This is a genomic window from Dyadobacter sp. CY261 (genome assembly GCF_021440085.1).
GTDB lineage: Bacteria > Bacteroidota > Bacteroidia > Cytophagales > Spirosomataceae > Dyadobacter.
In genome coordinates this window covers 70,319-96,702 of the sequence record NZ_JAKCPW010000014.1, presented here as the reverse complement: position 1 = coordinate 96,702, position 26,384 = coordinate 70,319, and the positions used below count along the sequence as shown (strand labels likewise).

The window sequence follows — 26,384 nt, the reverse complement described above, 5'->3', positions numbered from 1 at the left end:
CCGGTTGTTAAACTTGACCTTAAAAACCTATCCTTAGACCCACTGTGGTAGTCTTGGCCACCGGATACACATAGTGGTCGACGCCCTGAACGAAGGAGTTCCCACCTCCGTACGAATTGACTTCGGGATCGTACCACGAGTACTTGGTGAGCGTGATCAGGTTCTGGCCGCTTACATACAATTGTCCGTATTTCATCCATTTGATATGCAGCTTGGCAACCGGCAGGTTATAGCTCAGCTGAATGTTTTTAAACCGCAGATAAGAGCCGTCCTCCACAAAACGGTTTGACATTTGCGCTTGTGAAGAGGTTTTGATGATCGGGTATTTCGCATTGGTATTGGTGGGTGTCCAATGGTCGAGATACACTTCTCTGGGCATATTCAGCGCCTGGCCGTAGTCGTAGCCTTGCCCTTGCGCGCTCAAATTGAAAATATCGTTGCCCTGCGATCCCTGGATGAAGAATGTCAGTTCGAAATTTTTAAACGACATGTTGGAATTAAAGCCATAGGTAAATTTCGGATTGGGGTTACCGATGATCTGCTTGTCGCCGGCATCGCGGCTTCCGTTATTATTGTAATCTTCGTAGGCAATAAGACCTTTGTCGTCATACCCCTTTTCTACATAGCCATAAAAAGATCCCAGCGGATAGCCTTCACGCAGAATATTGACATTATCATTCACTGCCGCTCCAATGGTCTGGCCCAGAATATCATTGCCACCATACAGCTTCATCACCTTGTTTCTGTTAATAGACAAATTGGTCGAAACATTCCATTTGAATGCGCCTTCCAGCACGGTTGCATTAACTGCCAGCTCAAAACCCTTATTTTGAATTTTTCCGATATTCTGAATGGTGTATGTGTAACCAAGGGACGATGGAAGCGACACATTGTTCAGCAAATCGCGGGTGTTTTTGATATAATAATCGGCTGAGAGGCTAATGCGGTTATTCCACAAACCCAAATCGATCCCGAAGTCGGTCTGAGCGGTTGTTTCCCATCTCAGAGAGCCCGCCAGGCGATTGCTTGGCGCATAGGAAGTCATAAACGCATCCCCGAACACCACCTGGCCGGAGGATAGCTGGTTTAAAGTGAAATAGGGCTGAATGGATGTATTGCCAGTTTCGCCATAACCTACCCGCAGTTTCAGGTCAGAAATGACAGGGATATTTTTGATAAACTCCTCCTCAGACATACGCCATGCCAACGCCCCCGACGGGAAAAAGCCCCATTTCTGGCCTTCGCTGTACCGCGATGAACCGTCGGCACGGAAGCTGGCCGTTGCGAGGATTTTGCTATTAAAAGAATAATTGACGCGCGCCAGGTAGGAAAGCAATGCCCATTTGGAATAGGACGATATCGGCACACCTTGTGTAGCCGCCGCGCCAATGTCGTGCGTCTCCTGATTATCACTGATGAAACCGCTTCCGCTGGCTTTCAAGTAATTGGATGTGTAGTCCTGATAGGTAAAACCTGCTACGGCCGAAACGCTATGCTTCCCGAAATCCTTAATATAGCTGATCGTATTCTCGCTGAGTATGCTGGTAACCCGTTGGGTTTCTATAGCCGCGCTACCTTTAGAGTTAACAAACTTCGTAGTAGTATAAGTATCGGTGCGGTCGTCGGTGCTTTCCAGACCGGCAAGCGTTTTGATCGTCAATCCTTTGAATGGCTCAAACGTAATGGCACCATTAGTGAGAATCTTGTTCGATTTGATGACGTCCGAAAACTGGTACAAGAAGTTCAAAGGGTTGGTAATCACGTTCGAGCCCCAGGCATAGGATTCGGCCAGGCGGGAGTAGCTGCCATCCGGAAGCGTAGCGGGAATGGTCGGATAGCCCGAAAGCATTGCCGACATCAACGTTCCGCCGCGGTTGCCCTTTTCTGAGTTTTTGCGATCAGAATCGATGCGACTCAATAGTGTACTGAGGTCAAACTTGAATTTTTTACCGATATCCGAGCTCAGGTTCATGCGCAGCGCATTCCTGACATAGTTACTGCCGATGATAATACCGTCCTGACTAAAATTGCTCGCTGCCACTGAAAAGCGGGTCTTTTCATTTCCGCCGCTCACCGTCAATGCATGATTTTGAACCGGCGCCTTTTGGAAAACAAGGTCCTGCCAGTCGGTGCCTTTGCCGAAACCTGCTATCTGATCAGCCGTGAAATGCGGGGCGAGGCCGTCATTAGCTGCCTGCTCGTTATAAAAATTAGCATATTCGGTTGCATTCATCAGGTCGAGCTTTTTCCGAATACTCTGGACGCCGTAATAGCCGTCATAATCGACACTCACACGGCCAGCTTTGCCTTTTTTAGTAGTAATCAAAACAACGCCATTAGCGCCGCGCGAACCATAAATGGCTGTGGCCGAAGCATCTTTCAACACTTCAATCGATTCAATATCCGCATTGTTCAGCAGCGTAGGGTTGCCGGAATAGGGAAAGCCGTCGACCACATAAAGCGGCTCGTTACTCCCCTGAATAGAGTTGGTACCGCGCACGCGCACGCTGATCGGACTACCGGGTGCTCCCGTATTTTGGGAAACATATACCCCCGCCGCTCTTCCAGCCAAGGACTGTACGAGGTTTGTAGCCGGGTAAGCATTCAGCTCTGTCGATTTAATGGACGCAACCGAACCGGTAAGGTCACTTTTTTTCACCACACCATAACCGATTACGACAATCTCCTGCAATGACTTGTCTTCGAGAACCATGTTCACGGTCAGGGACGTTTGGCTGCCCAACACGATTTCCTGCGACTTATAGCCTACAAAGCTGAACACGAGTACAGAATTCGGTGCGGTGGTCTCCGGAATTTCCAGTTGAAAATCACCGTCGTTATTGCTGGTTGTACCTGTTTGTGTTCCTTTTAAAACGATGCTTACACCTGGCAAACCCGTGTTGGATTCGCCGTCCAGCACTTTCCCGGACAGAGCCCGCTTTGGCGAAGCGTTCTGGGACGATTGTCCCGGAGCTGTTTCGGGAGAGGGCGTGTCGATTCTTCGGAGAATGATAATCTTGCCGGAAACTTCGTAGCCGAGCCCCAGTGGCGTCAGGATATGATCCAGGGCTTCGTATAAGGGCTTATCCTTGATGGAAACGGTTACCCTTCTCGTCGATTTGATAAGTTTGGAACTAAAAACAAACCGCACATCGATCTGTTTTTCCACCTGACCCAGTACCTTCTTTACCTCGCTGCCATTGGCTGTAACCGAAACTTTCTGGCTAAGAAGTGATTGGGCACTACCTTCACGCGCGTAACCTGTCGCTATGAACACAAGGGCAAGCATGAGTTGAGTAGCTGTCATTCGCATGGTCCACAGTAATACCCTACGGTATTTTAAAGGTTTTTTCATAGATTTGATTGTTTTGTAGGATTAAAATTTGGCAAAACGACCCCTGCCTCCCTTCCCGGGAGGGTAATGGCGACCAACCAAATCAGGGATATTTCCGAGCCGGTAATGCGGGAACATTACCGGCTCTTCTTTTGGGATATTCTTTCTGTTTCTTGACTGTGATTTTTAAAGGGTTACGTGATTGTTTTGGTTTAATTCCTGCATCCTTTGCTGTGGATTACCACCTGCCCGTCTATGATCTCATAACTGGACTCCACTGCTTTGCAAATGATATTAAGCTTATCATGGAGCGTCTGGCTGTCGAGCCTCGCCGTGAGCGGGCAGTCTTTCAGCAATGTTTCGTCGTAGAGTATGTCTATGCCATAGGCTTTTGCGATTGTGTTAAAAACCTCGTTGGCAGGTGTGTCTTCAAATTCAAACTGCGGGATTTCGGCTTTGGAAACAACCATTTCTGGTTTTTCGACCAAGGTTTTCACCATTTTAACCTCGTCGCGGGCGTAGATTATTTTCTGATTTGGCGTGAGCACAACACCCTTGAATTGTTTATCTTCTACCTTTTCCTTCAAATGTGGGTCGGATTGGGCAAATACCGCGACTTTCCCGGTTTTGACTTCAACCGTCACTTCGTGGGAATCTCCATAAGCCTTGATGCGAAAACTGGTGCCCAGGACTTTGGTAACCAATCCATTGGCATATACCAAAAACGGATGGTCAGCATCTTTGGCGATATCGAAAAAAGCTTCTCCTTCCAGAAACACCTCCCTGCGCTCGCCTTCGAACCGCTCGGGGTAACGAATTCGGCCTTTCGGCGCGAGGCTAATGCGGCTGCCGTCACTCAAATCGAGCTGCATTGTCTGGCTGCTTGTGTTGGTCTTTTCAATAAATGAATTGCTTTCTTCGATCATGCTGTCCTGCTGGCCAAGCTGGGGCTTTTCCTCCCTTTTGATCATGACGGAATATACCGCCCAGCCAAGAAGCATGATAAATGCAATGGAAGCTGCGAACTGCATCCAGGGAATGGAGAAAACCGGCACCCGCCGACCCGCCGACCGCAGATTGCCCTCGTCCACTTCGGTAATACGGCCGACCGTCCGTTTCACTACCTGATTGATCTCCGCGTCGCTGATGTCGGGCTCATGCAGACGTAGCGAAAGAACAACGGCTTTGGCCTGTTCCACTTTTCCGAGCATTTCCGGATTGGCGTCGATCCAATCGTCCCAAAGCGAATCGGTTTCAGGGGTGGGCGACAATGCCCATTGACGAAAGAAATCGTCCCAGACAAAGTCATCAACAGAAAAATCGTTGTAGCGGTCCATACCAGTTCATTGTGTCTAAGTAGTGATAGACAAAACATGATACCGGATACCAATAATTTTTAAACTTTTTCTTCAGAAAAGAACAAAAGATAACGAGCAGCCTGATGATCTGGGAGTTATAATAGAAAGTGCAGGAGAAAAAATAGGAGAAATCCCGCCTTCCAATGCGCTTTCAGGTGTTTGATCGCAATTTGGAGCAAGTTTGAAACCGTCTGTGGCGATATGGCCATCACCTCGGCGATTTGCTCCCGGCTGAGTTCCTGGAAGAATTTGAGGTACACCACTTCTTTCTGCCGACGTGGTAATGCATTAAGCAACTTTTCCAGTTGCCCCGACCGCACAGCTATCGCTTCATTGGCAATATATTCATCTTCTACTGAGAATTCGATGTCAAAATAATCATCCTCTTCCTGTAATGCCTCGCCTCCTACCCACGCACGCGATGAGACTTGCCTGTGCATCAGCCTGCGAAGCGATGCCATCAGGTAAGGTTTTACCGCAGCATCGGGATTGAGATTACCTCTTTTTTCCCAAAGTACCAGAAAAAGGTCCTGTATGCTATCCTTCACCAGTTCGCGGTCTTTCGAAAACTTGCATCCATACTGGAAAAGCAGTCGGAAATTATCGGACATCAACTTCTCGAAGGCCCGCACTTCCCCTGCCAGAAAATCCTGCCAGAGCAAACGATCATTCGAGAAAGAGGGTGTTGAATCCATAACTTACTGAAAGGGACGACTAAATAAGCTAAACTTAACCGCAAACTCAATTTATTTTACAAGATTAGTTTAATTCATTCCGGCAATCGTCCTATGCCTGCCAGTTATTCGACCATGACCTTGAATGCCTGCTTTTTACCATTCTGATTTTGTAGTTGCAAAATATGGATGCCGGAAGCCAGCGGGCTGAGCGGTCTTACTTTCAAATGTCCCTGTGCTTCCGGCATTGTCTCAATAGGAAGTATCATTCCGTTCCCGTCGATGAGACGAATTGACGCCATGTTGACCCCTTTACCTCCGACGATGATCCCGTCGCGTTTCGCTGGATTAGGGGCTATGATCACTTCGTTGGCGACCTGTCCTGGCACGCCGTTGTCGATGCGTATATCGTCGATCCGGATTTTCCCGACACCGTTCCTGAACCGCATTTCGAAGTTGGAAAGCTTGGTTTTGGAATAGGCTGAATTGCCGGGATATGCAGCGCTGGCTTTGCAAACAGGCTCGTCGTCCACCCAAAAGTCATAACTTCCCGGCTGAACGGTCTCTTCAGGAGTTCCGCTACCAATGCGGTATGGCAGCGGCTTGTCGGAGTTGTTGAGCGCCCATATCAGAGTAACTACTTTTTTCTCAGGATAATTTTGACTTACCTGTTGTGTTTCAAGATCTTTGATGGTGAACCCGTCCTCCGTAAAATTCATCGAACATTTGGCAAACATCAGTGCATTACCGGGGAAAGAATTGTTGACAGGATCGAAGTCTTCACCGACATAGAAGTACAGCGCGTTCACTGCCGGCGATTGAATGCCTTCTACACTCAGCCTGATACGGATAAAAAGTGTTTCTGGATTGGGCGCAAACGGCGTTGCCCGCATAGCGCGTATAATACCCCCCGTTGCGGAATCCTGACGGCTCCTGACCAACTCCATGTATCCTTTATGGAATTTATGGTAGGAAAGCGTCGGGGCAGTGAGGATGACGTGACTGAACTGGCCGGTGTCCGGCTGTGGGTTAATGAGTGAGGTCGTCTGGCTGAAATCCTGGTGGAAGTAGATTGTTTGAGCGCTGCTTGTGAATGTCAGGAGCACGAATGCGAGAAAGAGGTATCTGTTTTGCATAAACCGGTTTGTAGTTTATGCATTTAGACGTAAGAAGTTTTTGATGGTAACGGTTTGTAGAAGTAAAATTTTTAATGCCACGAAGACACGCAACTGCCAATCTTCGTGGCATATTAAAAATTAATGACTCCGTCCAGCGTCTCTAACCTTTTCGAGCTCTGCGGCCATAGCTTTCACCCTGGCCGGATATTTGTCCGCTATATTATTTTTTTCTCCAATATCCTTACTCAAATCGTACAACTGCGGCTTCGGATTAGCACCGGTCTCAATATTCGTCAGCTCGGCGATGGCCTTTCCTTCCCGCGGTTCAATATACTTCCAATTTCCCTGCGTAATCGACAATGCACCGCCCTGTTTGATCAGCCAGGTGCGGCCGGCAGGGCCCTTACCCAGCATCGCATCCATTACATTGAAACTATCCACAGCCTCTTCGCTACCTATTTTCTGCTGAAAGAAATGCGCAAACGAAGCCATCATATCGATCTGGCAAATCAATGCATCGGAGACCGTACCCGGCTTAATTGCCTGCGGCCACCTTGCCAACCATGGCACCCGGGTTCCTCCTTCAAATGCGCTGTATTTACCGCCTCGTAATGGTCCGGCAGCGCTGTGCCCTTTTGCTAATTCCACGGCACGATCGGCATAGCCGTCATCCAGCACAGGGCCATTGTCGCTTGAAAATATGATCAGCGTATTGTCGGCGATTTTGAGTTCATCGAGCTTTTTCAAAATCTCCCCTACCGTCCAGTCCATTTGCAGGATCACGTCTCCGCGCAAGCCCATTTTGCTTTTGCCTTTGAACTGCGTGCTCGGCATGCGGGGCACGTGAATGTCATTGAGCGAAAAGTAGAGAAAAAAAGGATTCTTATGATTTTCCTCGATAAACTGCTCTGCCTTGCTAAGGAACACGTGTGCAATCTCCTCGTCTGTCCAGCGGGCTTGTTTGCCACCTGTCATCCAGCCTATCCGGCCAATGCCGTTCACGATGGTATTGTTATGTCCGTGATTTAGCGAAGCGGGCAATTTGAGTAGTTCCGGGTTTTCGAGGCCTGTCGGTTCGTTGCCGATTTTTTTGGAGTAATCCACTTCAATGGGATCGTTCGGATCGAGATCCTGCACATCGTGATTTTCTACAAAAACCGTGGGTACACGGTCCGAAGTGGCCGGAAAAAAGAATGCGTAATCGAAACCGACCTCATTCGGTCCTTTGGAAATAGGTTTATTCCAATCTATCTGCCGGTTGGTTTCACCTAATCCCAGGTGCCATTTGCCCACCGATGCCGTTTTATAACCTGCATGCTGGAAAATGGTTGGTAATGTCAGCTGATTCGTCGGAATGATCAGTGACGCATCGCCGGGAAGCACGCCGGTGCCTTTTTGCCGCCAGGGATACTTGCCCGTTATGAGCGCATAGCGTGAGGGTGTGCAAGTGGCCGAGCTGGCGTGTGCGTTCGTAAAGCGGATACCTTCCTTCGCTAGTCTGTCGAGGTTAGGGGTGCTTATTTTGGTGGCGCCGTAAGCACTAAGGTCGCCATAGCCTACGTCGTCGGCGTAAATGAAGATAACGTTGGGTTTGGACTGCCGCTTTTGCGCGACAAGTGAGAATGGTAACAACAAAACAGCCGCCAGAAGCGACAGGTACTTTATTTTCATAACAGGTTTAAGAATTTAGGGTGTGAAGATATTTATTTAGTGGCATTGTGAGTTACCAAAATCCAAAGTTTACCCCGGAAATGCGTTATTGAAAAAAAGTCAACCGGCTGATAAACGGATTTGACAGGCCATTTTGAAAGCAGTAACCTCGTGACGATAACACCACTATGCTATGGATGAACTCTTATACGATGTCAAAGTTTTGAACGACGGCGGCCGTTTCGACTTCCTAAGTATCGGATACACAGCGACTCACAAAGCGATTATTTATAACGAGACTGAGATACCATTTCTGTACTCGCTGACATTGGCAGAAGTCCAATGGGATGGAAGGCTTAGCGTGATTATCAATAATAGCAATGCAGACGTGAAACCAACAATGGCTACCGTATCCAAGACAATTGAAACTTTTACCACTAACAACCCGCGGGCTATTGTGGGATTCACAGGAAATACGGATGCCAAAATCCGGCTCTATCGGATTGCGATTGCCCGGGATCTGGATAAGTTCTTGGATAAGTTTCTGATTTGGGGTGTCAGAAGCGACACTGGGAGACGGGAGCCGTTTAAACCGGATCAACCCTATCAATTCTTTTTCATTGCAAGTCGATTTCTAACCTAAAACATCATCTAAATGAAAGCACAGGCAAAAAAGACACGTGCCCAAAAACCCAAGCAGATCGTCGGAGTATTTGCTAATTCAGAAGAACTTGGCAGGGAAATGAATAGGCAACTGATGCAAGTACTGATGAGAAGTGCCGAGCTTTCAGTCACCGGCGGAAAATGCAAACAATAACCAAAACGGCCCGGAAAGTAAATCCCGGGCCGTATGCTTTTAATACCTAGCTGCTCTTCTCACTAGTCAATTTCTTAATCAAATCAACCTCAGCCTGCTTATACGGCGTGCCGTCTTTTCTGAAAATATCATGGAACCAAAGATCAGGTTCTTTGGTGTATGTCTTCTTCCAGCTGTCCCAAGGGTAAATGGTTTGTGATTTGCCGTCTACGAGGCCCCAGTTAATGGCCCCTACGTTGTATTTCTTCGCTACGGGCAGGGAAGTTTCGAAAAAGCTACCGTTTCCGCGCGACATGTATTCCGTACAGATCAAAGGACGACCGTACGGTTCCAGCCATTTAATACGCTTCTCGAATTCCTGCGCATTTTCATAGTTGTGGAAAGTAATCACGTCAGATTGGTCGATCTGTGCTTTTTCGATCGGTTTTAACTTTTCCGGCGAAGACCAGTCGCCTGCCCACACGCCCGACGACAATGGTTGCGATGGGTTCACCGAACGTGCCCATTCGAAGGATTTTACCATCAATGGTAGTACGTAGTCAACTTTATTAGGCAATTCTACTTTGCCATAGGAGCTATTGTTGGTATTGTCCGGCTCATTCCAGATGTCCCACATCAGCACGCGGTCGTCATTTGCAAATGCGGCTACGGTACCTTTCACGTATCTTTCCAAACGTGGATACTGTGTGCTGTCCTTCAATGCGTCGAAGCCAGGGTTTTGTACCCAGCCCGAGTTATGCACGCCAGGCTTCGGGTCACGTTGCTTGCCCAATTTCGGGAACGGGTCCCAGCAGGAGTCGAAAAGAACGAGTACCGGCTTGATTTGATGTTTTTTGCTGATTTCCAGGAATGTGTCCAGCCTCTTGATAAAACCCGCTGAATCCTGTTGGAATAGTAAATCATGCAGGTAAACCCGCATAGTGTTCATACCGATGTTTTGCGCCCAGCCGAGTTCCTTATCAATAGTAGCGGTGTCGAACGACTCTGCCTGGAACATTTCGAGCTGGTTAATGGCTGTACTTGGCAGAAAGTCGGCACCTACGAGCCAGCCTTGTTTGGCGTACCATTCCTTGGCTTGCTCTTTTGTCCATATTTCACGGCCCGTAGTTTGCTCGGTTGCTACCGCCTCATCCTTCTTTTCTTCTTCTGCCTTTTTCGCGCAGTTTTGCAACATCAGACAGGCCGCAATGGCCCAGATCGTTGTTTTTAAAATTTTCATCAGGTATTGGAATTGGTTTTGTTATTTGAAAAGAGGCGACGGACGGTTTTCTAAGCTTGGCTCTGTGTTTGAAATTTCCGGCCAGCTATTTTTCCATGTCAGCTTGTCGAGCATCAACACACGGCGGTTCGCACCGGTGGACACACGCGGCTCAGTTTTGAGGATGGCGTGGTAGAGCAGCCAGTCATTACCGGCATTGTCGGTTACCCACCTGGAGTTGTGGCCTGGCCCAGCGTATACGTCATTGCTATGCAACAATACTGTTCCTGTACCACGCTCTCTCAAGTCTTTCCCGTCCTGATCGACAAATGGCCCGAAAATGGATTTGGAACGGCCCATACGGATGTGATATTTACTTTTTTCGAATTCGCAGCAACTTTCTTTGGAACCCAGGAAATAATAATACTCACCTTTTTTCTGAATCATCACCGCCTCGAAATCGCCCGCCGCAATTTTAAACTTCTTAGAAAGATCAGGAATCGATTTGCCGTCCGCCGACAATTCTACTCCGTAAGTTCCCTGCATTGGTTTGTCGCTGAAACTGCCCCAGAAAACGTATTTCTTGTCGTCAACTTCGAGGTAAAACGGATCGATTGAATTTGGAACTTCTACATCCTGGCTGTTGAAAAGCTTGCCCTGATCCACAAACGGTCCTGCCGGTGAATCGGCGATCGCCAGACCAACGCCCGGATTAACGTCGCCCCAGGTGGAATAGGCATAATACATGTGGTATTTGCCATTCACTTTCACGACATCCGGTGCCCAGATACCACCCTTCTGTTTCCAGGTAGGTTTTTCGGTAAATGCTTCTTTGACATAATCCCAGTGTACAAGATCTTTCGAACGGACAATGGGTATGAGCCTCGAGCCTTTGCCATCGCCCCAGTCGTCCTGCGTTCCGTAAGCGTAAAACCAGCCGTCGTCCGCTTTCACGACTGTCGGATCAGCCAGTATAGGCTCAAAAACCGGGTTTTTATATTCCTTATCGCCCGGACCCAGGCCATTGAATAGCAGGGGAAATAGTAGTAAAATCAGAAATCTGACCATTTCAGGATGTGTTTTAAATCAATTATTCCAGCCAGATGATCTGCGTGAAAGCGCCATTGGCCGCCACGTCCCAAAGCTCTACCCGCAGCCATTTCCTGCCCCTCATATTTTGGGTAAACTTATAATTTTTCTGACCGAATGCCTGCGTGTCGTTCAGATTAATAATTTCATGAAAAACTTCCTTACCGTCTCCGGAAATCACTTCGGCACGATTCAGCGGGAAAGTCCATTTGGCATCCAGGGTAATCTCGACATTACCTTTCGCATCGGGTTTGGCTGTTTCTCCAACTACTGCATTGTTCACTTTAAACGTCGGGATCAGCACTTCGCCGGTTGTGACAAAAAACTTTCCTTTGCGCATCGCGTCCAGTACCGGCTGCCAGCCATCTTCAAAGCGCGGCATTTCATCGAGTTGGAGGTAATTGATATTTAAATGTCCATACAATTCATAATTCGGCTCAATGCGGAAGAGGTCGGCTTCGGCGAGGACGTTCTTTTTGTAGCCCCAGTTGGCCATATCGTCCATGAGGTCGAGGACGCGTTTCCCGAGTTTGGGTTGTGACAAATCTGCTGGCATGGCCTTCCATGCAGCGCCCAGAAAATGGTCGGATTTGTAGAATGTCTCGTCCTTATGCTTGTCCGGGAAGCCTGTCGAGCCTTTTGTGCGTGCATGTGCCGTCCACGCCAGGCCGTTTTCTATTTCAAGCAATTTTAGCATTTCGTCCTTGTTGCCAATGCGATACACCTTGCCATATTCGGGATGGTTCTCTACAAAAGGCTGGTCTTTTTCCCTTGACATGAGCCAGTAAACGGGTTTTGGAAAAATATTCATCCAATGTCCGCCGAAGAAATTGTTGGGCTCCTCGCCTGGCAGCAACAGGAAATTACCCCCGGACAGCCGCGCGCATTCCGCAAACATCGTTTTCAGCTCCGGCCAACGCTTCGCCTCCGGGCCACGCGGGCTACCCGGACCGTGAAACTCCGCCAAATGCACAATGTTTACACCCGTATTCCTGAATGCTTTTACAAAACCGGGCATATCGGGTAGCGGCTTACGCGTGAGCACATCGTCTATATGCTCCTGGTGGAAATGGCTGGCCATGGTGTAGTACCCCGGAATGGGTTCATACTTGTCCGAATGCGTGAATGCTTTCACATTTTCGAGGACCTTGCCATCCTTTTCGCGACTTAGCAAACAGAAAAAGTTGTAACGCTGCTGCGTCCCAGGCGGTGCATTGAACCACGGCACCCAGCGACGGTCGCCTAGCAGATCATGCCGGATACCAATACCGAAACCCGGGAGCAGGTTCCGGTAATTGTCGCCATACCAGATGTGTTCGAGATTGTAGCAGTTATCCAGCGGATAAAAATACTGGTGCGGAGCCGGAAAAACGGCCAGGTTACCTTCCTTTCCCTGTCCGATAATCGTCCGGTATTTCACCGCCATCATTTCGACCGTGTCCATTTTGGTTATGGCTACATTCCGCATAAAATCGTCGGTATCCGCCCATAAAAGCTTCTCCCATGGTGAAGTGCGCGAAGTGAGGCCCGCATCGTAAATCACGGCCAGCGAATCGACGTTGGTCGTCATTACCGCCGCTACATTCATCAGCGGGCTGCCGTTGTATAACGTCAGTTGAATGGCCCCGGCGAATGGCCCGGCTTTGGCACCATTGATTGTGATTTCAGTACGGGAGCCGTTGGTAGAGACTTTAACGTCGGTTTTGTCAAGCTTTACCGCGTAGCTCTGGTATTTTTGATAGGCTGTTTTGTCAAAGAAAATATTCCAGCCGTTTTGCGAAACGAGGTCGCGCTTGCCTACGGTAAGGATAATGGCCGGATCGAGGTCGCGGGCGATGGTGTATTGTTTGGTTTTGGTACCAATGCCCAGACTGCCGATCAGCGCGTGTGTTTTGTCTAAATCAATAGACACCTTGCCCGTTTCGGCATTACCGGCAGGCCACTCGATATGCAGCGCAGCGTCGCTCACGCTCGCCTGAACGCCGCTTTTCTTGTCAAAACTTTTGAGATCAACAGGCACCTGCGCTTGCAGGGCTCCTGCCAGAACCGACAAGAAAACAATCAGATTTTTACGCATTGACGACGGAGTGTGTTGGAACAAATATTTTCTTGTAAAAGGCAAGCCCTTCCTCGGCCAGTTCATCGGCGCTATTCGCCAATGGCCGCCAGATGCAGGCTGCACGTGCCAGTTCTTTCGAAGGTTGCCCGAAGGTTTCAATCACAACGGCCCCTTCATAACCGATATCGGAAAGTGCCTCCTGAATGCCCTGCCATTCCAGATGGCCAGTTCCCGGCGTACCCCGGTCGCTTTCGTTGCCTTGTACATGACAAAGCAGATCTTTCCCGATTTTCCTGATCGAGGCCGGAATATCTTTTTCCTCGATATTGGAATGAAATGTATCGAGCACGACTTTAAGATGCGGATTTCCTACTTCTTCCAGGATCGACAATGCCTGATCCACGGTGTTGACCATATCTGTTTCGAAGCGGTTCAAAGGTTCCAAACCGAGCGTTACGCCGCAATCACCCGCGATTTGGCTCACTTCCTTTAATGTATTCACACACCAGTCGCGTTCCTGTCTTTTCTGCTCCTCCGAAACAATCCGCGTCTTGCCGACTGCCGAATACACGGGTCCGCCGAAAACCGGACTTCCCATTTGTTCGGCAATGCGGATGCAATCGATAATGTATTGCCTCCCTATTCCGCGGAATGCGGGATCGGTGCTGGAAATGTCCCGCTCCGACCCGAATGCACCGCTGATGGTGATTTTCAGATCGAGGTCGCGGGCAATGTCCTTAATGAGTTTCCAGTCAATGATGCTCGCGTCTTCGACGGCTATTTCGATGATGTCGTAGCCCATATTTTTGACCTTGGTAAGCAGGTCGATATTTTGCGCCGAGAATGGGGATACCCAGATGAATGTGCTGGCTCCGAATAGCATAAAGGGTCAGGTTTTAGCGACAAGCCAGGTTTTTGAGGCCTGGCTTGTTTTATTGGAACAAATTATTCTTCAAAACTCGGGACATCCACGCGGACACCGCCCTTCATAGCCGACTCGTGCGCACAGATGCCCGCGCAGGTATAGTTGGCTGCCAATGCAGCGTCCACCGCCGAATCGCGGCCTTCTACGATCGCCGCCACAAACTCCTGCACCAAATGCGGGTGCGAACCGCCATGGCCCGCGCCTTGTAGGAACGAGACGTGGTTAGGGTCGTCGATCTTCTCACGCTTGGTGAAATGTTTGATAGGTTCGATCAGCAGCTCATCCGTGTCAGGTACGTCAATGCGCACCGCATTTTCACCGCCATCGAAGATCACGTGTTGCTCGTCTTGCAACTGCTCCCATTCAAACGACATTTTAGTACCATACACATCATAGCTCTCGCGGTACTGACGCACCACATCGAAGAGCGAGCGGGTTGCTTCAGCCACGACGTCGGTGCCCCTTAATGTAAATGTGGCTGTTTCAACCGCGAATGGTGATCCGTAGCGGCTGGCGAGGTCTTCGCTCAACCGACCGGAGCCGTGGCAAACGACGGTTTCGGCAATGGTATTGTTGATTTTTAAAAGTGGGGAAATGGCGTGGGTGCCATTCAGCATCGGCGGGTAACCTTTCCAATATTCGCCCCAGCCTTCCATGCTCATATCCTGAATATGCGAACCACGCACGAATTGAATGCGTCCGAGTTGGCCGGTTTGCGCGAGGTTTAATCCGTAAAGGAATTCACGGGTGTAAAGCGCGGTTTCCATCATCATATACACCTTACCCGAGCGGCGCTTTGCTTCCACAATGGCTTTGCAATCCTCGACAGTCATAGCCATCGGGATGGTGCAAGCCGTGTGTTTGTTGGCATTCAGCGACGCGAGGGTCATGCGGGCGTGATCGGGCACTGGGGTTACGACGTGGATGGCGTCTACGTCTTCGCGTTTGGGCACATCTTCGAAATGCTCGAAAACCAGGTTAGGATCCAGATTGAATTTGGCAGTCAGCTCGTCGCGGGTTTCTTTGCTACGCGTACAAATGCCCACCGCTTTAATATTCGGATGGCTTTGATAAATAGGGATAAACTCTTTCCCGAAACCCATACCCACGATAACGACTGTGATTTGCTTCTGACTCATTGTTGTTTTGTTTAGCGCCCGGGGTTGAAACCCGCGGTTAAAGATGGATTGATTAACTTTTCCTTTTTAAGCCTTCACCTCTATTATCTTAAACCCTTGTATCTAAAATGCTTTATCTGGAATCCAGGAGCTTGGTCAGGGCAATAGATGATATTATTTATTGCCTGATGCCCACTCTATCGCATTTCTCAAAATGGTCTGATATGGCTCGATGGTGTGTGACTTGGCGTCATGGCCCAATGCGATGCCTACGATCCTCCCTTTTGGATATTTGACGATGAAAATGCTTGGAAATACGTTGTCCGAGCCTTCGGCTTTGGCGGTGGCAAGTACTTCGATCGGCGTTCCTGCGGCATCGGGTTTGAAATAGTACAGCTCGTCGTCCAGCTTGAACTGCTCAGCGACACCTTTGGTAACCGGGTGTTCTTTATTGGTAATAGTTACTTCAAACGGCCCATATTTGTCATGGCCTTTCGAACCACCGCCTACCAGTTTTTGGTTGTATTCCGGCCAATCGGCCCAGTTGTACCAGAGTGCCGGATGAGCGAGTATCAGGGCCTTTCCGGCGTCCACAAATGCGAAAATGGCTTTGCGGGTAGCTTCGTCGGCGATGGGCTGGTTATTGGAAAGATATAGCACGTCGATGTCTTTCAGCTTTGGCAAAATCGTCGTCGGGTCGCTGGTGTACTCCACCGTCGCCAGGCCGCCTTTTTGCAGTGTCTGCACATCTTCCTGTTTATACCACCGATCAAAATCATGCGAAGAGCCACCGCCTACCAGCAGCACACGGATCGCTTTTTTCTTTCCCGGATTAATTTCCGCCAGTGCATTACCGGCGAAAAGGGCGAACAGGAGCAAAAATGAGGCAATAGTTTTCAAGGTTGAACGGGCCATATTTTAGTTTATGAGTTTATGAGTTTATGAGTTTAGAGTTTATGAGTTCGGAGTTTAGGAGTTTAGAGTTTATGAGTACAGAGTTTATGAGTTTAAAGTATCCGTGAGCTTTTGAGGTATCATCAATGGATTGAGCATTTAATCTGCAACTCATAAACTCTAAACTCATCAACTCATAAACTCTTTACCACCCTCAATATCCCATTCATACCGCGCCAGTGGCCGGGGAATGTGCATACGTAAGGATAATCGCCCGGTTCGTTGGGTACCGTGAATTCCAGGGTTACCGTTTCACCGGAGTTGACCAGCTTGGTGGAATACAACACTTCCGGGATCTTCGGAACATATTGCATTTCAGCAGCCTTCGGATTTGTAAGAAGTTCGTCCGCGGCCTTCCCTACTTTCTGCAATGTGCCTGGTTTGATAATAAGCAGGTTATGCTGCATCCCATCCGGGTTTTCAAGGTTGATTACCACTTTCTGACCGGCTTTCACAGTAAGCAGTTTTTTGTCGTATTGCATGATTTCCTTTTCCACTTTCAGCTCAATCACCGTCGCATCAGACACGGCTGTTTTCGAAGCCGTTTTCGTGGTGGAAACGGCATTGCTTCCGCCTTCGCTCGGGCGATTGAGTGCTAAGGATGCCTTTTGAAAGTTTCCAACAAAACCAAAACGACCTTCGTAATCACCGATCCTGTCCTCGCCTTCCATATCCTCGCCAGTACGCAGGGAGTTACTCAGTGGTGCATTGAAAAGCATATGCGCCTTACCGCTGGCAGCTTCTTTTCCGTCAATATCAATACGAATGTTTCCGCCTTGTGTCAGGCTCGCTACCACGTCGAATTTATCGGGTAATGTACCGGTCGTGGCCGCCTGGCTGAGCGTGCCGTGCTGTTTGACGGCCATGATCAGCTTTCCGTCCTGGATATACAGCGCGTAACCTCCGTCCTTTCCGCCTTGCCCGGCAATAAAACCCTGCAGTGCGCGGTCACGGCCTTTGATAACCGTAGCGCGGATCGTGATCTCTTTGCCTGAAACATCCGGCGGGAATTGCAATGTATTTCTTCTTCCTAATGGATAAATCTCTTTGCTCAATGCCTCCGTTACCTGTGCTGTGAATACTGATGGCTGCGAATGCTTGCCTGCGGCTGCCAGAAAGCCTTTTTCATGCTTGATGGCAGCGGCAAGGATAGCGCGGGATAACCATTGGTCTTTCGCATTCCGTTCGTCTAGGGATGCCTGATAAATGGCCGCTCCTACCTTTTCAGAAGCCGGTAACTCTGCCAATGCCACGAATACGCTCAGTCGGGTGTTCAGATTGACGTCTTTTAAGCCTTTTTCAAGTATTTCAAAACTTTGTTCCTGCCTTGGCAATACACTTGCCGCCGCTTTACGAACGCCAGCTGCGGGATGGCTCAGGGCTTTGCTCACAACTTGCAGAGCCTCCGCATTCGAGCCGTCGACCGTCGAACCGTCAAACACACCCAGGCCGTGTAATGTCCATAATGCATGCACGGCTGGACTATTCAAACCAATTTCATCCACTTTCGGATTATTAATGATCTTGTACAAATCCGGCAGAACGGATAGCTTTTTCGACTCTACCAGTAAACGCTGGGCGGTCATGCGCCAGAACATATTGTCGTTTTCTAATGCTGCGATAAGGCCGGGCAGATCGTCTTTTGACAGTTTCAGTGCAGGCGACTTCTTGCTATTTTTATAAACCACCCTATAAACCCGCCCGTGGTTCAGATCACGCATGGGGCTGCTGAATGCATTACCGGGGCCGTGAGGCTGCTCTTCAAATGGCAGGATAAATTTCGAAGGCGATTGCGCAGGTACAAACACATTGTGCTGAATAATGAAGTTGTACCAATCGGCGATCCATACCGCGCCGTCCGGACCTACCTCGGCTTGAACGGGGCCGAACCATTCGTCGGAGCTTGCCATGAAGTTCCAACCGTCTTTTTCCTTGAAACCGGCCCCATCAGGTTCGAGAATGGCTTTATGTACTAAACGGATGGTCGGCTCAGTTACGAACGCCACGCGGTTCCAGTATTCCTTTGGAAAGTTGCGGGCGGTGTAAAAATGGTGGCCTGCGGCGGAAGTAAACCCTCCTACCACATCGACTTGCCGCAAATTGGGTGTTACAGCGTGCGCATCGTAATGGCCGTCGATTTTCTGAACGGCTTGTACGGATGGCTGCTCTTCACCCAAAGTGCGTTGCATGAGTCGCCCCGGCATGGAATAGAATGCGCTGTGTGTGTTGTTAGCAGTCGATAGGAAGACGTTGTTATCCTCGGTTACTCCCAGTCCCCAGGTATTGTTACTGCTGCTCCCAAGGTATTCGAAATTTTTACCATCCGGGCTGAAATGGTAAACTCCCTGTGAGAAGCTCATTTTCTTCCCATCGATAGTACCATTAAACCCGGAGTAACCCAGCACGCCCCAGATTTTATTATCAAAACCATATTGCAGATTAGATGGCCCGGCGTGGGTGTCGTTTTTGCCCCAACCTGTCATAACCACTTCGCGCACGTCGGCCACATCGTCGCCATTGGTGTCTTTCATAAATACGAAATCCGGCGCCATGGATACGATTATACCTCCATTCGAGAATACCATACTGGTGGGAATATTCAGCTTGTCGGCAAAAACGGTGAACTTGTCGGCCTTACCATCGCCATTGGTGTCCTCGCAAATCTTGATGCGATCATTGGCCGCACCGTCGGTTTCCTTGAATGTGTTGGGATAATCGACTGATTCGACCACCCAGAGACGCCCACGCTCGTCCCAGGCCATGGCAATGGGATTGGTAATGTCGGGTTCGGAGGCAAAGAGCTGGATCTCAAAATCGGCCGGGACCTGCGTCAGCTTGTTGGATTCGGCTGGTGAAAGCGATTCCTGTATTTTGGGCACGACATGTCGTTTGGTGTAGTGCGAAATGGTGTCCGATCCATAAATATCCACATCAGGCAAATTTAATGCAGCGATTTGAGCCTGTACATCATTGCCCACAGCCCAAAGCACGCCGTTTCTTACCAGATCAAGGAAGCCCTTGTTGGTCCAGGTGCTGTCTTCATGTCCATATGCCGTGTAGAAGACGCGACCTTTGCCCTCGTTGCGCACCCAGGTGTAAGGCTCGTGCACATCACCCTCCGGGCGGCCCTCCGGGCGGCCCTCCACGCGCTCGCCGAGCACAATCTTGTCTGGGTTCAGGTTTTTGTGAACGTAAGTTTCGTCCCAGGTCTGAAAGGCAGTGATGCCCTTCATGACCTGGTGTTCCGGTTTTAGAATAGTATTTTGAAATGAGCCCGTTTTGTGGGAAGCAAACTGGCCGCCTATCGTTTTGATATACCATGACGAATTCCTGAAACAACCCGAAGCCGAATGGATTGGAATAAGCCCCTTACCTCCTTCCACAAATGCTTTCATAGCGCTTTCCTGCAATGGCGACAGAGAATCGTGGTTAGCGTAGATGACTAGCCCGTCGTACTTTCTTAGGTTTTCGGGATTAATGTCGTTCAGATCTGTAGTGTACGACATGTTAATGCCGCTTTTAAAAAGCTTAACCGCCAGCCAGGGCGCATATTTGCCCGAATCGTGGTGTTTGCTGTTATGCCCCAGAAATAATACCTCGGCGCGCCGACCTTTGGAAACGTCGGCCTTGACGACCGGCGTTCCGGTGGCCGACACCCCGGTTTTACTCTTTGCACATGCCAGCGCCATAAGCCCGACAAGCAGGAGTGCAATGGAATTCCTCATTCAAATTGGCTTTTAAAGAAAAGTTTCGGTTTTAATGCAGGGCTGAACCCTTATAGATTGACTTTCTGAACCGGCGAAAAAACCATGTCTTCTACATCCTTGATCTTCACGCCCACCCTTGCGAAAACAAAGTTTTGCGCGGGCGAAAGTGCGGGCACGTTGGCAGTAATATTAATAGCATTTAAATCTTTGACATCGGCTCCCGCCACATCCGTCACGGCTACATTGGTAGCGCGCGCCACGAAATCGGTTCTGTTCACATACAATGATACCCTTTCGATGTCTTTACCCTCGGTGCCTGTCAGGATTTTTTCGAGTTTGAGCGAAACGTTGACCTTGCTTTCGCCCCCGCTGAACTGCGGCGTGCGGATCATATAGTAAGGCATTACTTCCACATCCAGCTTCTGGTTTCCGGAAAGACTCACAAACAGCGTGTCTTTGGCGGTCGCGTCTTTGGCAATAGTTTTGAATGGCCCCCGGTTTCTTGGAAAAACCAGTTTATAACTTCCATCGAACAGCAATGCCGAATAAGAGCCGTTCTGCGAGATCGGGGCGTCGATGGCGGCCAGTTTTCCGAAGCCTGGCTGCCACAGTTGCAAGCGCACCTGGCCTTCCTCTACACCAATGGGCTCACCTTGGTAGACGATCTGGCCCGAAAGCGTCGATTTGGGCTCGGTATAGTTGTCTTTGTCACAAGCCGACAGGAGCGCAACCATCGCCACAAGCGGCATTATATGAAATTTAATTTTCATGATATCGTATCGTTTGAATTTGATGGCCTATTGGTTCGGGTTTCTGACGAGCTTCGGGTTGTTGCTGATAATCGCATCGTCGATGTACGAATAGTAGTTCCCCAGCTGGAAACGGTCGGCACCGGTGATACGGCTTAACTTCACCGGTTTGTAAATCCATTTTCCATTATTCGCTGAGCCCGGATCGTAGATTTTGTACGACCACAATCCCCATGGCTGTGTATTCCGTTTCGTCGCTTTACCAAGGTCTTTCGAAAGCTCGGCAGCGGTGATCACATTGCCGTCCATGATCTGATGTGCGATGCGCCATCTTTTCATGTCGTAGAGATAATGTCCCTCGAATGCAAATTCAACGCGGCGCTCATGCACAATGCGATCGAAATTAATTTCCGATGCTTTCAAAGGCTTTACCAAACCTGCGCGGGCGCGGACCTGGTTCATATAACCTGCCGCGTCAGCAGCCTGGCCGAGTTCAAATGCGGCCTCCGCTGCATTCAAAAGCACTTCCGCATAGCGATAGCGAACGAGCCACACCTCACTGTTCACCCCGCGCTGGCCAGAACCTAATACAGGATCGAGGTATTTGCGGAGATAAAAGCCGGTTTGTGCAGTAAATTCAAACCCGTCGATCGGTCCGTCGAAACCAACGACTTGCTCTGGTACCGTTTTGCCTGGGAGCGTTTTTTGCGCACCTCGGTCGTCGCCGCTGATGACCGTGCCATTACCAAGCTGGTAGCCTGCCCAGATATCCACTTTCCGGCTTTTGAATGTAGTTCCGGGAAGGATCACCGTTCCGGCCAGGCGCGCATCGCGGCCTGCGAAAATGTCGGTCTGGTCGCTGTAATAAATCGGTGTTCCGTTCGCATTGGTTGTCGGGATCGACGCGAAAGTGTTGTCCAGTTTTTCAAATGCTTCCACGAAGTTCAGCGATGGGTTAATGCGTCCGCCTTCCTCTTCCTCAGCACCATAGCGTGGCTGGTTCCAGCCGGTGAAGTAATGTACTTTACCGCTTTGCAGTTTGAAATCCTCTACAAAAATGACTTCGGAATTATTAGCCTTATCATAAAAAATGCTGGCAAAGTTTTCCGATAGATCAGGCTTCTTGGTATACAGTGCATAAACACCCGCGTTGCCGGAGATGATCTCTTTCGCTGCCGCCAATGCTTTGGTGTAATAACTATTGGCTGCGCTGGCGGGGATACCCACTTCGCCGCCGGGCAATGTAACGGCGGGTGTGTTCACGCCGTATTTTGCAATAGAACCTGCATAAAGTGCCGCTCTCACCTCCATCGCCAATGCCGCTGCTTTTGTAGCTCTCGATTTTTCGCCCGGTGTAGCCGGAAGCTTGTCCTTGATTTCCTCGGCTTCTTTGATGATAAAATCATAAATCTCCGATTCTTTGGCACGCGGATGTTGCAGATACGTCGGATCGCCGCTGTAATCGTATGCCATTGGTTCGAGGATCAGCGGCACGCCGCCCATTCTTTTGACGAGCTCGAAATAGTAGGATGCGCGCAGGAAACGTGCCTCGGCCAGATAACGGTCGCGCACCGCGGGGCTGAGCTTATCAGCGGCCGTGCATTTTTGGATAAACAGGTTCATTTCACGGACGTAAGTATAATCCCACGTCGACCATGATTTTAGATCCCAGCCGCTATTCTGAAAGTTGTTATACCTACCCGCCTCCGACCAGAATGCCTCGTTGAAATCAGCAACCGTTGTCCAGCCCGGAACGTCATTGATTGTTTTGAATGTGGAAAGATCCACATAGCGGTTGTAAAGGTCACCCAGCACCGAGAGTACCTGGCCTTCATCATTCCAAATCTGCTCTTCCGAAAGCTGGCCGGTCGGTGGACGGTTCAGGAAATCGTCGTCATTGCAGCTCCAACCCAATGTCAATACGGCAATCGATAATATTTGAAATATCTTTTTCATGTTGGAATTCAATCGGTTTAAATAGATAGGTTGATGCCTACGTTCACAAACTTGTTCTGCGGGAATTGTAGTCCGTTATCGTTCTCAATTTCAGGGTCAATACCATACTCTTTCACATTATCGATCGAGAATAGGTTATAGCCGTTGATATAGAAGCGGGCGCGTTGCAGGCGAAGCTTTTCCAGGATCGACTTGGGCAGCGAATAGCTAATCTCGATTGTCCGGGCTCGGATGTATTTTACATTATGCAACCAGAATGTTGAGTTTTTGTAGTTCATATGTCCGCCATCGTTGTACCGCAATGCAGGATACTTGCCCGGGATCCATTCGCTGTTTACATCAAAAGGATCGGCGCGGTGCCATCTGTCAAGGAAAATACTGTTCAAAGCGCCTTCGTTCTGGTATGGCCAGCGCTGCTCGTAATTCTGGTTCCATGAATACATCGCGCCGCCGGAGAAATCTGCATTGAAACCTATGCCTTTCCAGCTTACTGAGAAGTTCAATCCGAAGTTCACATTAGGCTGACCAGATGCATTGTAGCCGATCGGCCTTTCGTCTAGTCCGTTAATTACATTGTCGCCGTTAATGTCTTTGTAAATCAAATCCCCCGGCAGCAATGTACGGTTGCCCTGGCCATCGATATTTACGGGATATTCCGCGATCTGCTGTGTCGATTGAAACTGACCAATCGATTCAAATCCCCAGAAAATGTTGGTGTAACGGTCTTCCTTCGAGTTACGGTAGCGGTCCCACGAGTTGTTGAAGATAGGCTTGTAAGACGCGTCGAACCGGGTCCGGGAGAATGAGACATTCCCGCCGATCGAATAGTTGATATTGCCTGCCTTGCCATTGTAGGCCAATGCACCTTCCCAACCACGCTGCGAGTCGCTGTTTACGTTCTCGTCAGGCAATGAATAGCCTAGTTCACTTGGAACGAGAATGTCGTATTTACGTCCGAGAAGCCCCGTACGGAGGCGATAGAAATAGTCCACGCTACCGGTCACCTTCGTTCCGAGGAAAGAGAAGTCGGCACCGATGTCTAATATCTTACTTTTGAACCATGAGATGTTGTTAATGATTTGCCCTTTATCGCGGGAAGTCACCACAGCATTACCGCTCAGGATCACATTGCCTTTGTTATAATCATAGCCAGGCAGATAGGCATAAGGGCTCAATGGTCTGTTGGGATCATTGTCGAAAAGAATGTTGTCATCCCCGAGAATCCCATAGGACGCTCTGAATTTCAAGTCATCGAGAATACTGCGCTCGCCGATCACCTTTTTGAAGAAATTTTCTTCCGAAATCCTCCAACCGACAGAAGCAGACGGGAAATAACCCACGCGGCGATCAGGAGCAAACTTCCACGAGGCATCGCGGCGGGCTGAAACTTCAAGGTAATATTTGCCGCCATAATCGTAGTTAACCCTACCGATATACCCTATACGTGCAAGCTCGGTATCAGTATCATTATACGTGTCCATAGTCGGGAAGTAGATCAGCGGGAGCACGTTGGTCTTGGGTACAGCGTGCACCCATTGCTCCTGCACCTGCTCATCCTGCCATTCCGAAACGAAGGTCGCGCCGATCGTGTGCTTCCCGAACGTATTGTTATAGGCGAGTTGACCCTGATACACATTGCGCATAACCTTTTTAGTACCGCGCTCGCGCCAGGGGTTGGTGCTGCCGCCGGTCACTGTATAAGAATCGTCGGTCGGATTATATGTGTAAGCCTTATAGGTGTACTCATGTCCGTTCATGACGCGGTCGGCGATGTAGTAAGAATACATCCCTCTTGCGGAAAGCCCCTTCACACCCGGGATTTGATATTCAGCGGAGAAATTGGTCTGCAAAACACGCCAATATTCCGTCCAGTAACCGCCTAGTTTCTTATTATTATAAGCCCAGTTGGTTTCATTGTGCTTGATGTCGTTCAGATACTCAGGGTTATCGTTTGCATACGGACGCTCGAATGGCCGGTTACGCAGGATCGCGAAGCGGGGCAGCCAGTAGTCATCCGAGCCGGGGATACCGGGCTGGTCGCGCTTCTCGATGCGACCGTTGATCTGCACACCCAGTTTGAGGCGGTCGGTGATCTTGGCATCGACATTGCTCTGGATGTTAGTACGATCAAATGTAAATTCCCGGCCCAACACCGAGTTCTGGCTCAGGCGTGTTGCAGAAATGTAGTAGTTGATTTTATCCGAGCCGCCGGTCATATTCAGGTTGACCGAATGCAGCGGCGCATTCTTCTTCACAATAAAATCTTTCCAGTTAAATGTCTGGTAACCACGCTCTGTACCGGCGCGATACTTTTCAAGTTCGACCTGCGTGATCGATGTTTTACCGTACTGGTTCATTTCAGCTTCGGCTTTGCCGTGCATCCATTGGTATGAATCATTTACCACATCCGGAAAGCGCGACCAGTTTTGCCAGCCGGTGTAAGCATCCAGACTGACCGTATTTTTGGCACCCATCTTACCGCGTTTGGTCGTCACAACCACTACCCCATTCGCTGCACGAACTCCGTAAATGGCGGCGGAAGCGTCTTTCAGTACCGAAATACTTTCAATATCGTTCGGCGAAATGTTGTTGAACTGGCCTGCATCCTGCTGAATACCGTCGATCACGAATAGCGGGCTACCCATATTACGGATCTGAATATTCGCGCTCGCGCCAGGGCGGCCATCCGGCATCCGGAATGTCACACCAGGGATTTTACCGGCCAAACCTGAGCTCACCGTCGAACCACCGTGAACGCGCTCGATGTCTTTACTTGTAACCGTGGCGATCGCGCCGGTCAGCGACTCTTTTCTTTGTGTACCATAACCTACCACTACTACCTCTTCAAGGGCCTTGTTATCCACTTTCAATGTAATATCCAGTGCACTTTGGCCCGATGGAACGACTATTTCCTGGGACAGGAAGCCTACAAAGGAGAATATCAGCGAGTGCTCCCCATCGGGAAGTGTGAGTGAAAAGTTACCTTTTTCATCCGTGGAAGTACCGGTCTGCGTACCCTTTAATACCACACTCACACCGGGCAAGCCAGCACCGGCCTCGTCTTTTACAACACCTGAAATGGATTTATCCACTGTTGCAGCGCTGATTTCTACCAACGGCGTTTCTTCCGAAACCGGTTCAGCCGACGCATGGTCGGGCTTAATCACGATCAGATCGTCCTTGACCTTATAATGCAACTCCAGTGGTTTCAGCAAGGCGTCCAAGACGGCCGACAATGAACCATTTTTAACCTTCACTGATGCCCTGCGGTCCGATTGGATCAATTTTGAGCTAAAAATGAACTTGGCATTGGTCTGCTTTTCCAGTTGTGAAAAGATCGTTTTGATCTCCTCATTCCGGATATCAACGGTAACCTTCTGGCTCAATGCGGATTGAGCCCTCCCGTCGTTCGCCCACGTGATGCCTGCAAACAGGCCAGCCAGCATACATTGCATAAATGTGATTCGCATGAGCTTGATGAGAAAGTCTTCAGGTCGTCGAACTTTTTTCATATTTTTGAATGAATTTGTTGTTTAAGGAGATTATTCAACGAAATCTTCCCCGGTTCATCCATTGTCCAAATGGATGTTGCAGTAATGTCCGTTACTGAGGGGAATTCAGGATCAGTCATGCTGGAACATGGCTGGTCTTTTTTTATTTTTAGGCAATAGGGTAACG

General features: G+C 49.3%; 17 protein-coding genes. 2 read left to right on the top strand and 15 right to left on the bottom strand.

Going from position 1 to position 26,384, the window contains the following annotated elements; genetic code table 11:
* Positions 1 to 19: 19 nt before the first annotated feature.
* The 5 genes from LZD49_RS29255 to LZD49_RS29235 all read right to left on the bottom strand — a co-directional run bounded on the left by LZD49_RS29255 (position 20) and on the right by LZD49_RS29235 (position 8,155).
* Positions 20 to 3,355 (bottom strand): TonB-dependent receptor, encoded by a 3,336-nt coding sequence (locus LZD49_RS29255; RefSeq protein WP_310590511.1) that lies wholly within the window; start codon positions 3,353 to 3,355, stop codon positions 20 to 22.
* A gap of 191 nt (positions 3,356 to 3,546) precedes the next feature.
* Complete coding sequence (locus tag LZD49_RS29250) at positions 3,547 to 4,671, bottom strand: FecR family protein (RefSeq protein ID WP_234671492.1); 1,125 nt, start codon at positions 4,669 to 4,671, stop codon at positions 3,547 to 3,549.
* Positions 4,672 to 4,787: 116 nt separating this feature from the next.
* Positions 4,788 to 5,387, bottom strand: coding sequence for an RNA polymerase sigma factor (locus LZD49_RS29245; protein ID WP_234671491.1), 600 nt, complete (start codon positions 5,385 to 5,387; stop codon positions 4,788 to 4,790).
* A gap of 104 nt (positions 5,388 to 5,491) precedes the next feature.
* Entirely contained in the window at positions 5,492 to 6,502 is a 1,011-nt protein-coding gene (locus LZD49_RS29240; protein WP_234671490.1) for a T9SS type A sorting domain-containing protein, read from the bottom strand.
* 120 nt (positions 6,503 to 6,622) lie between these two features.
* Entirely contained in the window at positions 6,623 to 8,155 is a 1,533-nt protein-coding gene (locus LZD49_RS29235) for an arylsulfatase (RefSeq protein ID WP_234671489.1), read from the bottom strand.
* A 172-nt stretch (positions 8,156 to 8,327) separates the two neighbouring features.
* On the opposite strand from LZD49_RS29235, the gene LZD49_RS29230 reads away from it, so the two are divergent.
* Complete coding sequence (locus tag LZD49_RS29230; RefSeq protein ID WP_234671488.1) at positions 8,328 to 8,777, top strand: DUF6934 family protein; 450 nt, start codon at positions 8,328 to 8,330, stop codon at positions 8,775 to 8,777.
* A 12-nt stretch (positions 8,778 to 8,789) separates the two neighbouring features.
* Positions 8,790 to 8,951, top strand: a complete 162-nt coding sequence (locus LZD49_RS29225) for a hypothetical protein (RefSeq protein WP_234671487.1) — start codon at positions 8,790 to 8,792, stop codon at positions 8,949 to 8,951.
* Positions 8,952 to 8,997: 46 nt separating this feature from the next.
* On the opposite strand, the gene LZD49_RS29220 is transcribed toward LZD49_RS29225, so the two are convergent.
* The 10 genes from LZD49_RS29220 to LZD49_RS29175 form a co-directional block, all read right to left on the bottom strand.
* Positions 8,998 to 10,170, bottom strand: a complete 1,173-nt coding sequence (locus tag LZD49_RS29220) for a cellulase family glycosylhydrolase (RefSeq protein WP_234671486.1) — start codon at positions 10,168 to 10,170, stop codon at positions 8,998 to 9,000.
* A gap of 21 nt (positions 10,171 to 10,191) precedes the next feature.
* Positions 10,192 to 11,217 (bottom strand): family 43 glycosylhydrolase, encoded by a 1,026-nt coding sequence (locus LZD49_RS29215; protein WP_234671485.1) that lies wholly within the window; start codon positions 11,215 to 11,217, stop codon positions 10,192 to 10,194.
* Positions 11,218 to 11,239: 22 nt separating this feature from the next.
* Positions 11,240 to 13,315 (bottom strand): hypothetical protein, encoded by a 2,076-nt coding sequence (locus LZD49_RS29210; protein WP_234671482.1) that lies wholly within the window; start codon positions 13,313 to 13,315, stop codon positions 11,240 to 11,242.
* On the bottom strand, positions 13,308 to 14,180 hold the full coding sequence (locus LZD49_RS29205; protein ID WP_234671480.1) for a sugar phosphate isomerase/epimerase: 873 nt from the start codon (positions 14,178 to 14,180) through the stop codon (positions 13,308 to 13,310). Before LZD49_RS29205 ends, LZD49_RS29210 begins: the two co-directional genes overlap by 8 nt.
* Before the next feature lie 62 nt (positions 14,181 to 14,242).
* A complete protein-coding gene (locus LZD49_RS29200) occupies positions 14,243 to 15,361 on the bottom strand; it encodes a Gfo/Idh/MocA family protein (RefSeq protein ID WP_234671479.1) in 1,119 nt (372 codons plus the stop codon).
* A 153-nt stretch (positions 15,362 to 15,514) separates the two neighbouring features.
* Positions 15,515 to 16,255, bottom strand: coding sequence for a ThuA domain-containing protein (locus LZD49_RS29195; protein WP_234671477.1), 741 nt, complete (start codon positions 16,253 to 16,255; stop codon positions 15,515 to 15,517).
* 173 nt (positions 16,256 to 16,428) lie between these two features.
* Entirely contained in the window at positions 16,429 to 20,019 is a 3,591-nt protein-coding gene (locus tag LZD49_RS29190; protein WP_234671476.1) for a PVC-type heme-binding CxxCH protein, read from the bottom strand.
* A gap of 50 nt (positions 20,020 to 20,069) precedes the next feature.
* A complete protein-coding gene (locus tag LZD49_RS29185; protein ID WP_234671475.1) occupies positions 20,070 to 20,771 on the bottom strand; it encodes a DUF3823 domain-containing protein in 702 nt (233 codons plus the stop codon).
* A 27-nt stretch (positions 20,772 to 20,798) separates the two neighbouring features.
* Positions 20,799 to 22,706: a RagB/SusD family nutrient uptake outer membrane protein gene (locus LZD49_RS29180; RefSeq protein WP_234671474.1), complete on the bottom strand. Its 1,908-nt coding sequence runs from the start codon at positions 22,704 to 22,706 to the stop codon at positions 20,799 to 20,801.
* Between the two features lie 17 nt (positions 22,707 to 22,723).
* Positions 22,724 to 26,218, bottom strand: coding sequence for a TonB-dependent receptor (locus LZD49_RS29175; RefSeq protein WP_234671473.1), 3,495 nt, complete (start codon positions 26,216 to 26,218; stop codon positions 22,724 to 22,726).
* Positions 26,219 to 26,384: the final 166 nt, after the last annotated feature.

Excerpts from the sequence above, each read along its gene's own strand:
- LZD49_RS29255 (WP_310590511.1), bottom strand. The coding sequence starts at position 3,355 with ATGAAAAAACCTTTAAAATACCGTAGGGTATTACTGTGGACCATGCGA.
- LZD49_RS29250 (WP_234671492.1), bottom strand. The coding sequence starts at position 4,671 with ATGGACCGCTACAACGATTTTTCTGTTGATGACTTTGTCTGGGACGAT.
- LZD49_RS29245 (WP_234671491.1), bottom strand. The coding sequence starts at position 5,387 with ATGGATTCAACACCCTCTTTCTCGAATGATCGTTTGCTCTGGCAGGAT.
- LZD49_RS29240 (WP_234671490.1), bottom strand. The coding sequence starts at position 6,502 with ATGCAAAACAGATACCTCTTTCTCGCATTCGTGCTCCTGACATTCACA.
- LZD49_RS29235 (WP_234671489.1), bottom strand. The coding sequence starts at position 8,155 with ATGAAAATAAAGTACCTGTCGCTTCTGGCGGCTGTTTTGTTGTTACCA.
- LZD49_RS29230 (WP_234671488.1), top strand. The coding sequence starts at position 8,328 with ATGGATGAACTCTTATACGATGTCAAAGTTTTGAACGACGGCGGCCGT.
- LZD49_RS29225 (WP_234671487.1), top strand. The coding sequence starts at position 8,790 with ATGAAAGCACAGGCAAAAAAGACACGTGCCCAAAAACCCAAGCAGATC.
- LZD49_RS29220 (WP_234671486.1), bottom strand. The coding sequence starts at position 10,170 with ATGAAAATTTTAAAAACAACGATCTGGGCCATTGCGGCCTGTCTGATG.
- LZD49_RS29215 (WP_234671485.1), bottom strand. The coding sequence starts at position 11,217 with ATGGTCAGATTTCTGATTTTACTACTATTTCCCCTGCTATTCAATGGC.
- LZD49_RS29210 (WP_234671482.1), bottom strand. The coding sequence starts at position 13,315 with ATGCGTAAAAATCTGATTGTTTTCTTGTCGGTTCTGGCAGGAGCCCTG.
- LZD49_RS29205 (WP_234671480.1), bottom strand. The coding sequence starts at position 14,180 with ATGCTATTCGGAGCCAGCACATTCATCTGGGTATCCCCATTCTCGGCG.
- LZD49_RS29200 (WP_234671479.1), bottom strand. The coding sequence starts at position 15,361 with ATGAGTCAGAAGCAAATCACAGTCGTTATCGTGGGTATGGGTTTCGGG.
- LZD49_RS29195 (WP_234671477.1), bottom strand. The coding sequence starts at position 16,255 with ATGGCCCGTTCAACCTTGAAAACTATTGCCTCATTTTTGCTCCTGTTC.
- LZD49_RS29190 (WP_234671476.1), bottom strand. The coding sequence starts at position 20,019 with ATGAGGAATTCCATTGCACTCCTGCTTGTCGGGCTTATGGCGCTGGCA.
- LZD49_RS29185 (WP_234671475.1), bottom strand. The coding sequence starts at position 20,771 with ATGAAAATTAAATTTCATATAATGCCGCTTGTGGCGATGGTTGCGCTC.
- LZD49_RS29180 (WP_234671474.1), bottom strand. The coding sequence starts at position 22,706 with ATGAAAAAGATATTTCAAATATTATCGATTGCCGTATTGACATTGGGT.
- LZD49_RS29175 (WP_234671473.1), bottom strand. The coding sequence starts at position 26,218 with ATGAAAAAAGTTCGACGACCTGAAGACTTTCTCATCAAGCTCATGCGA.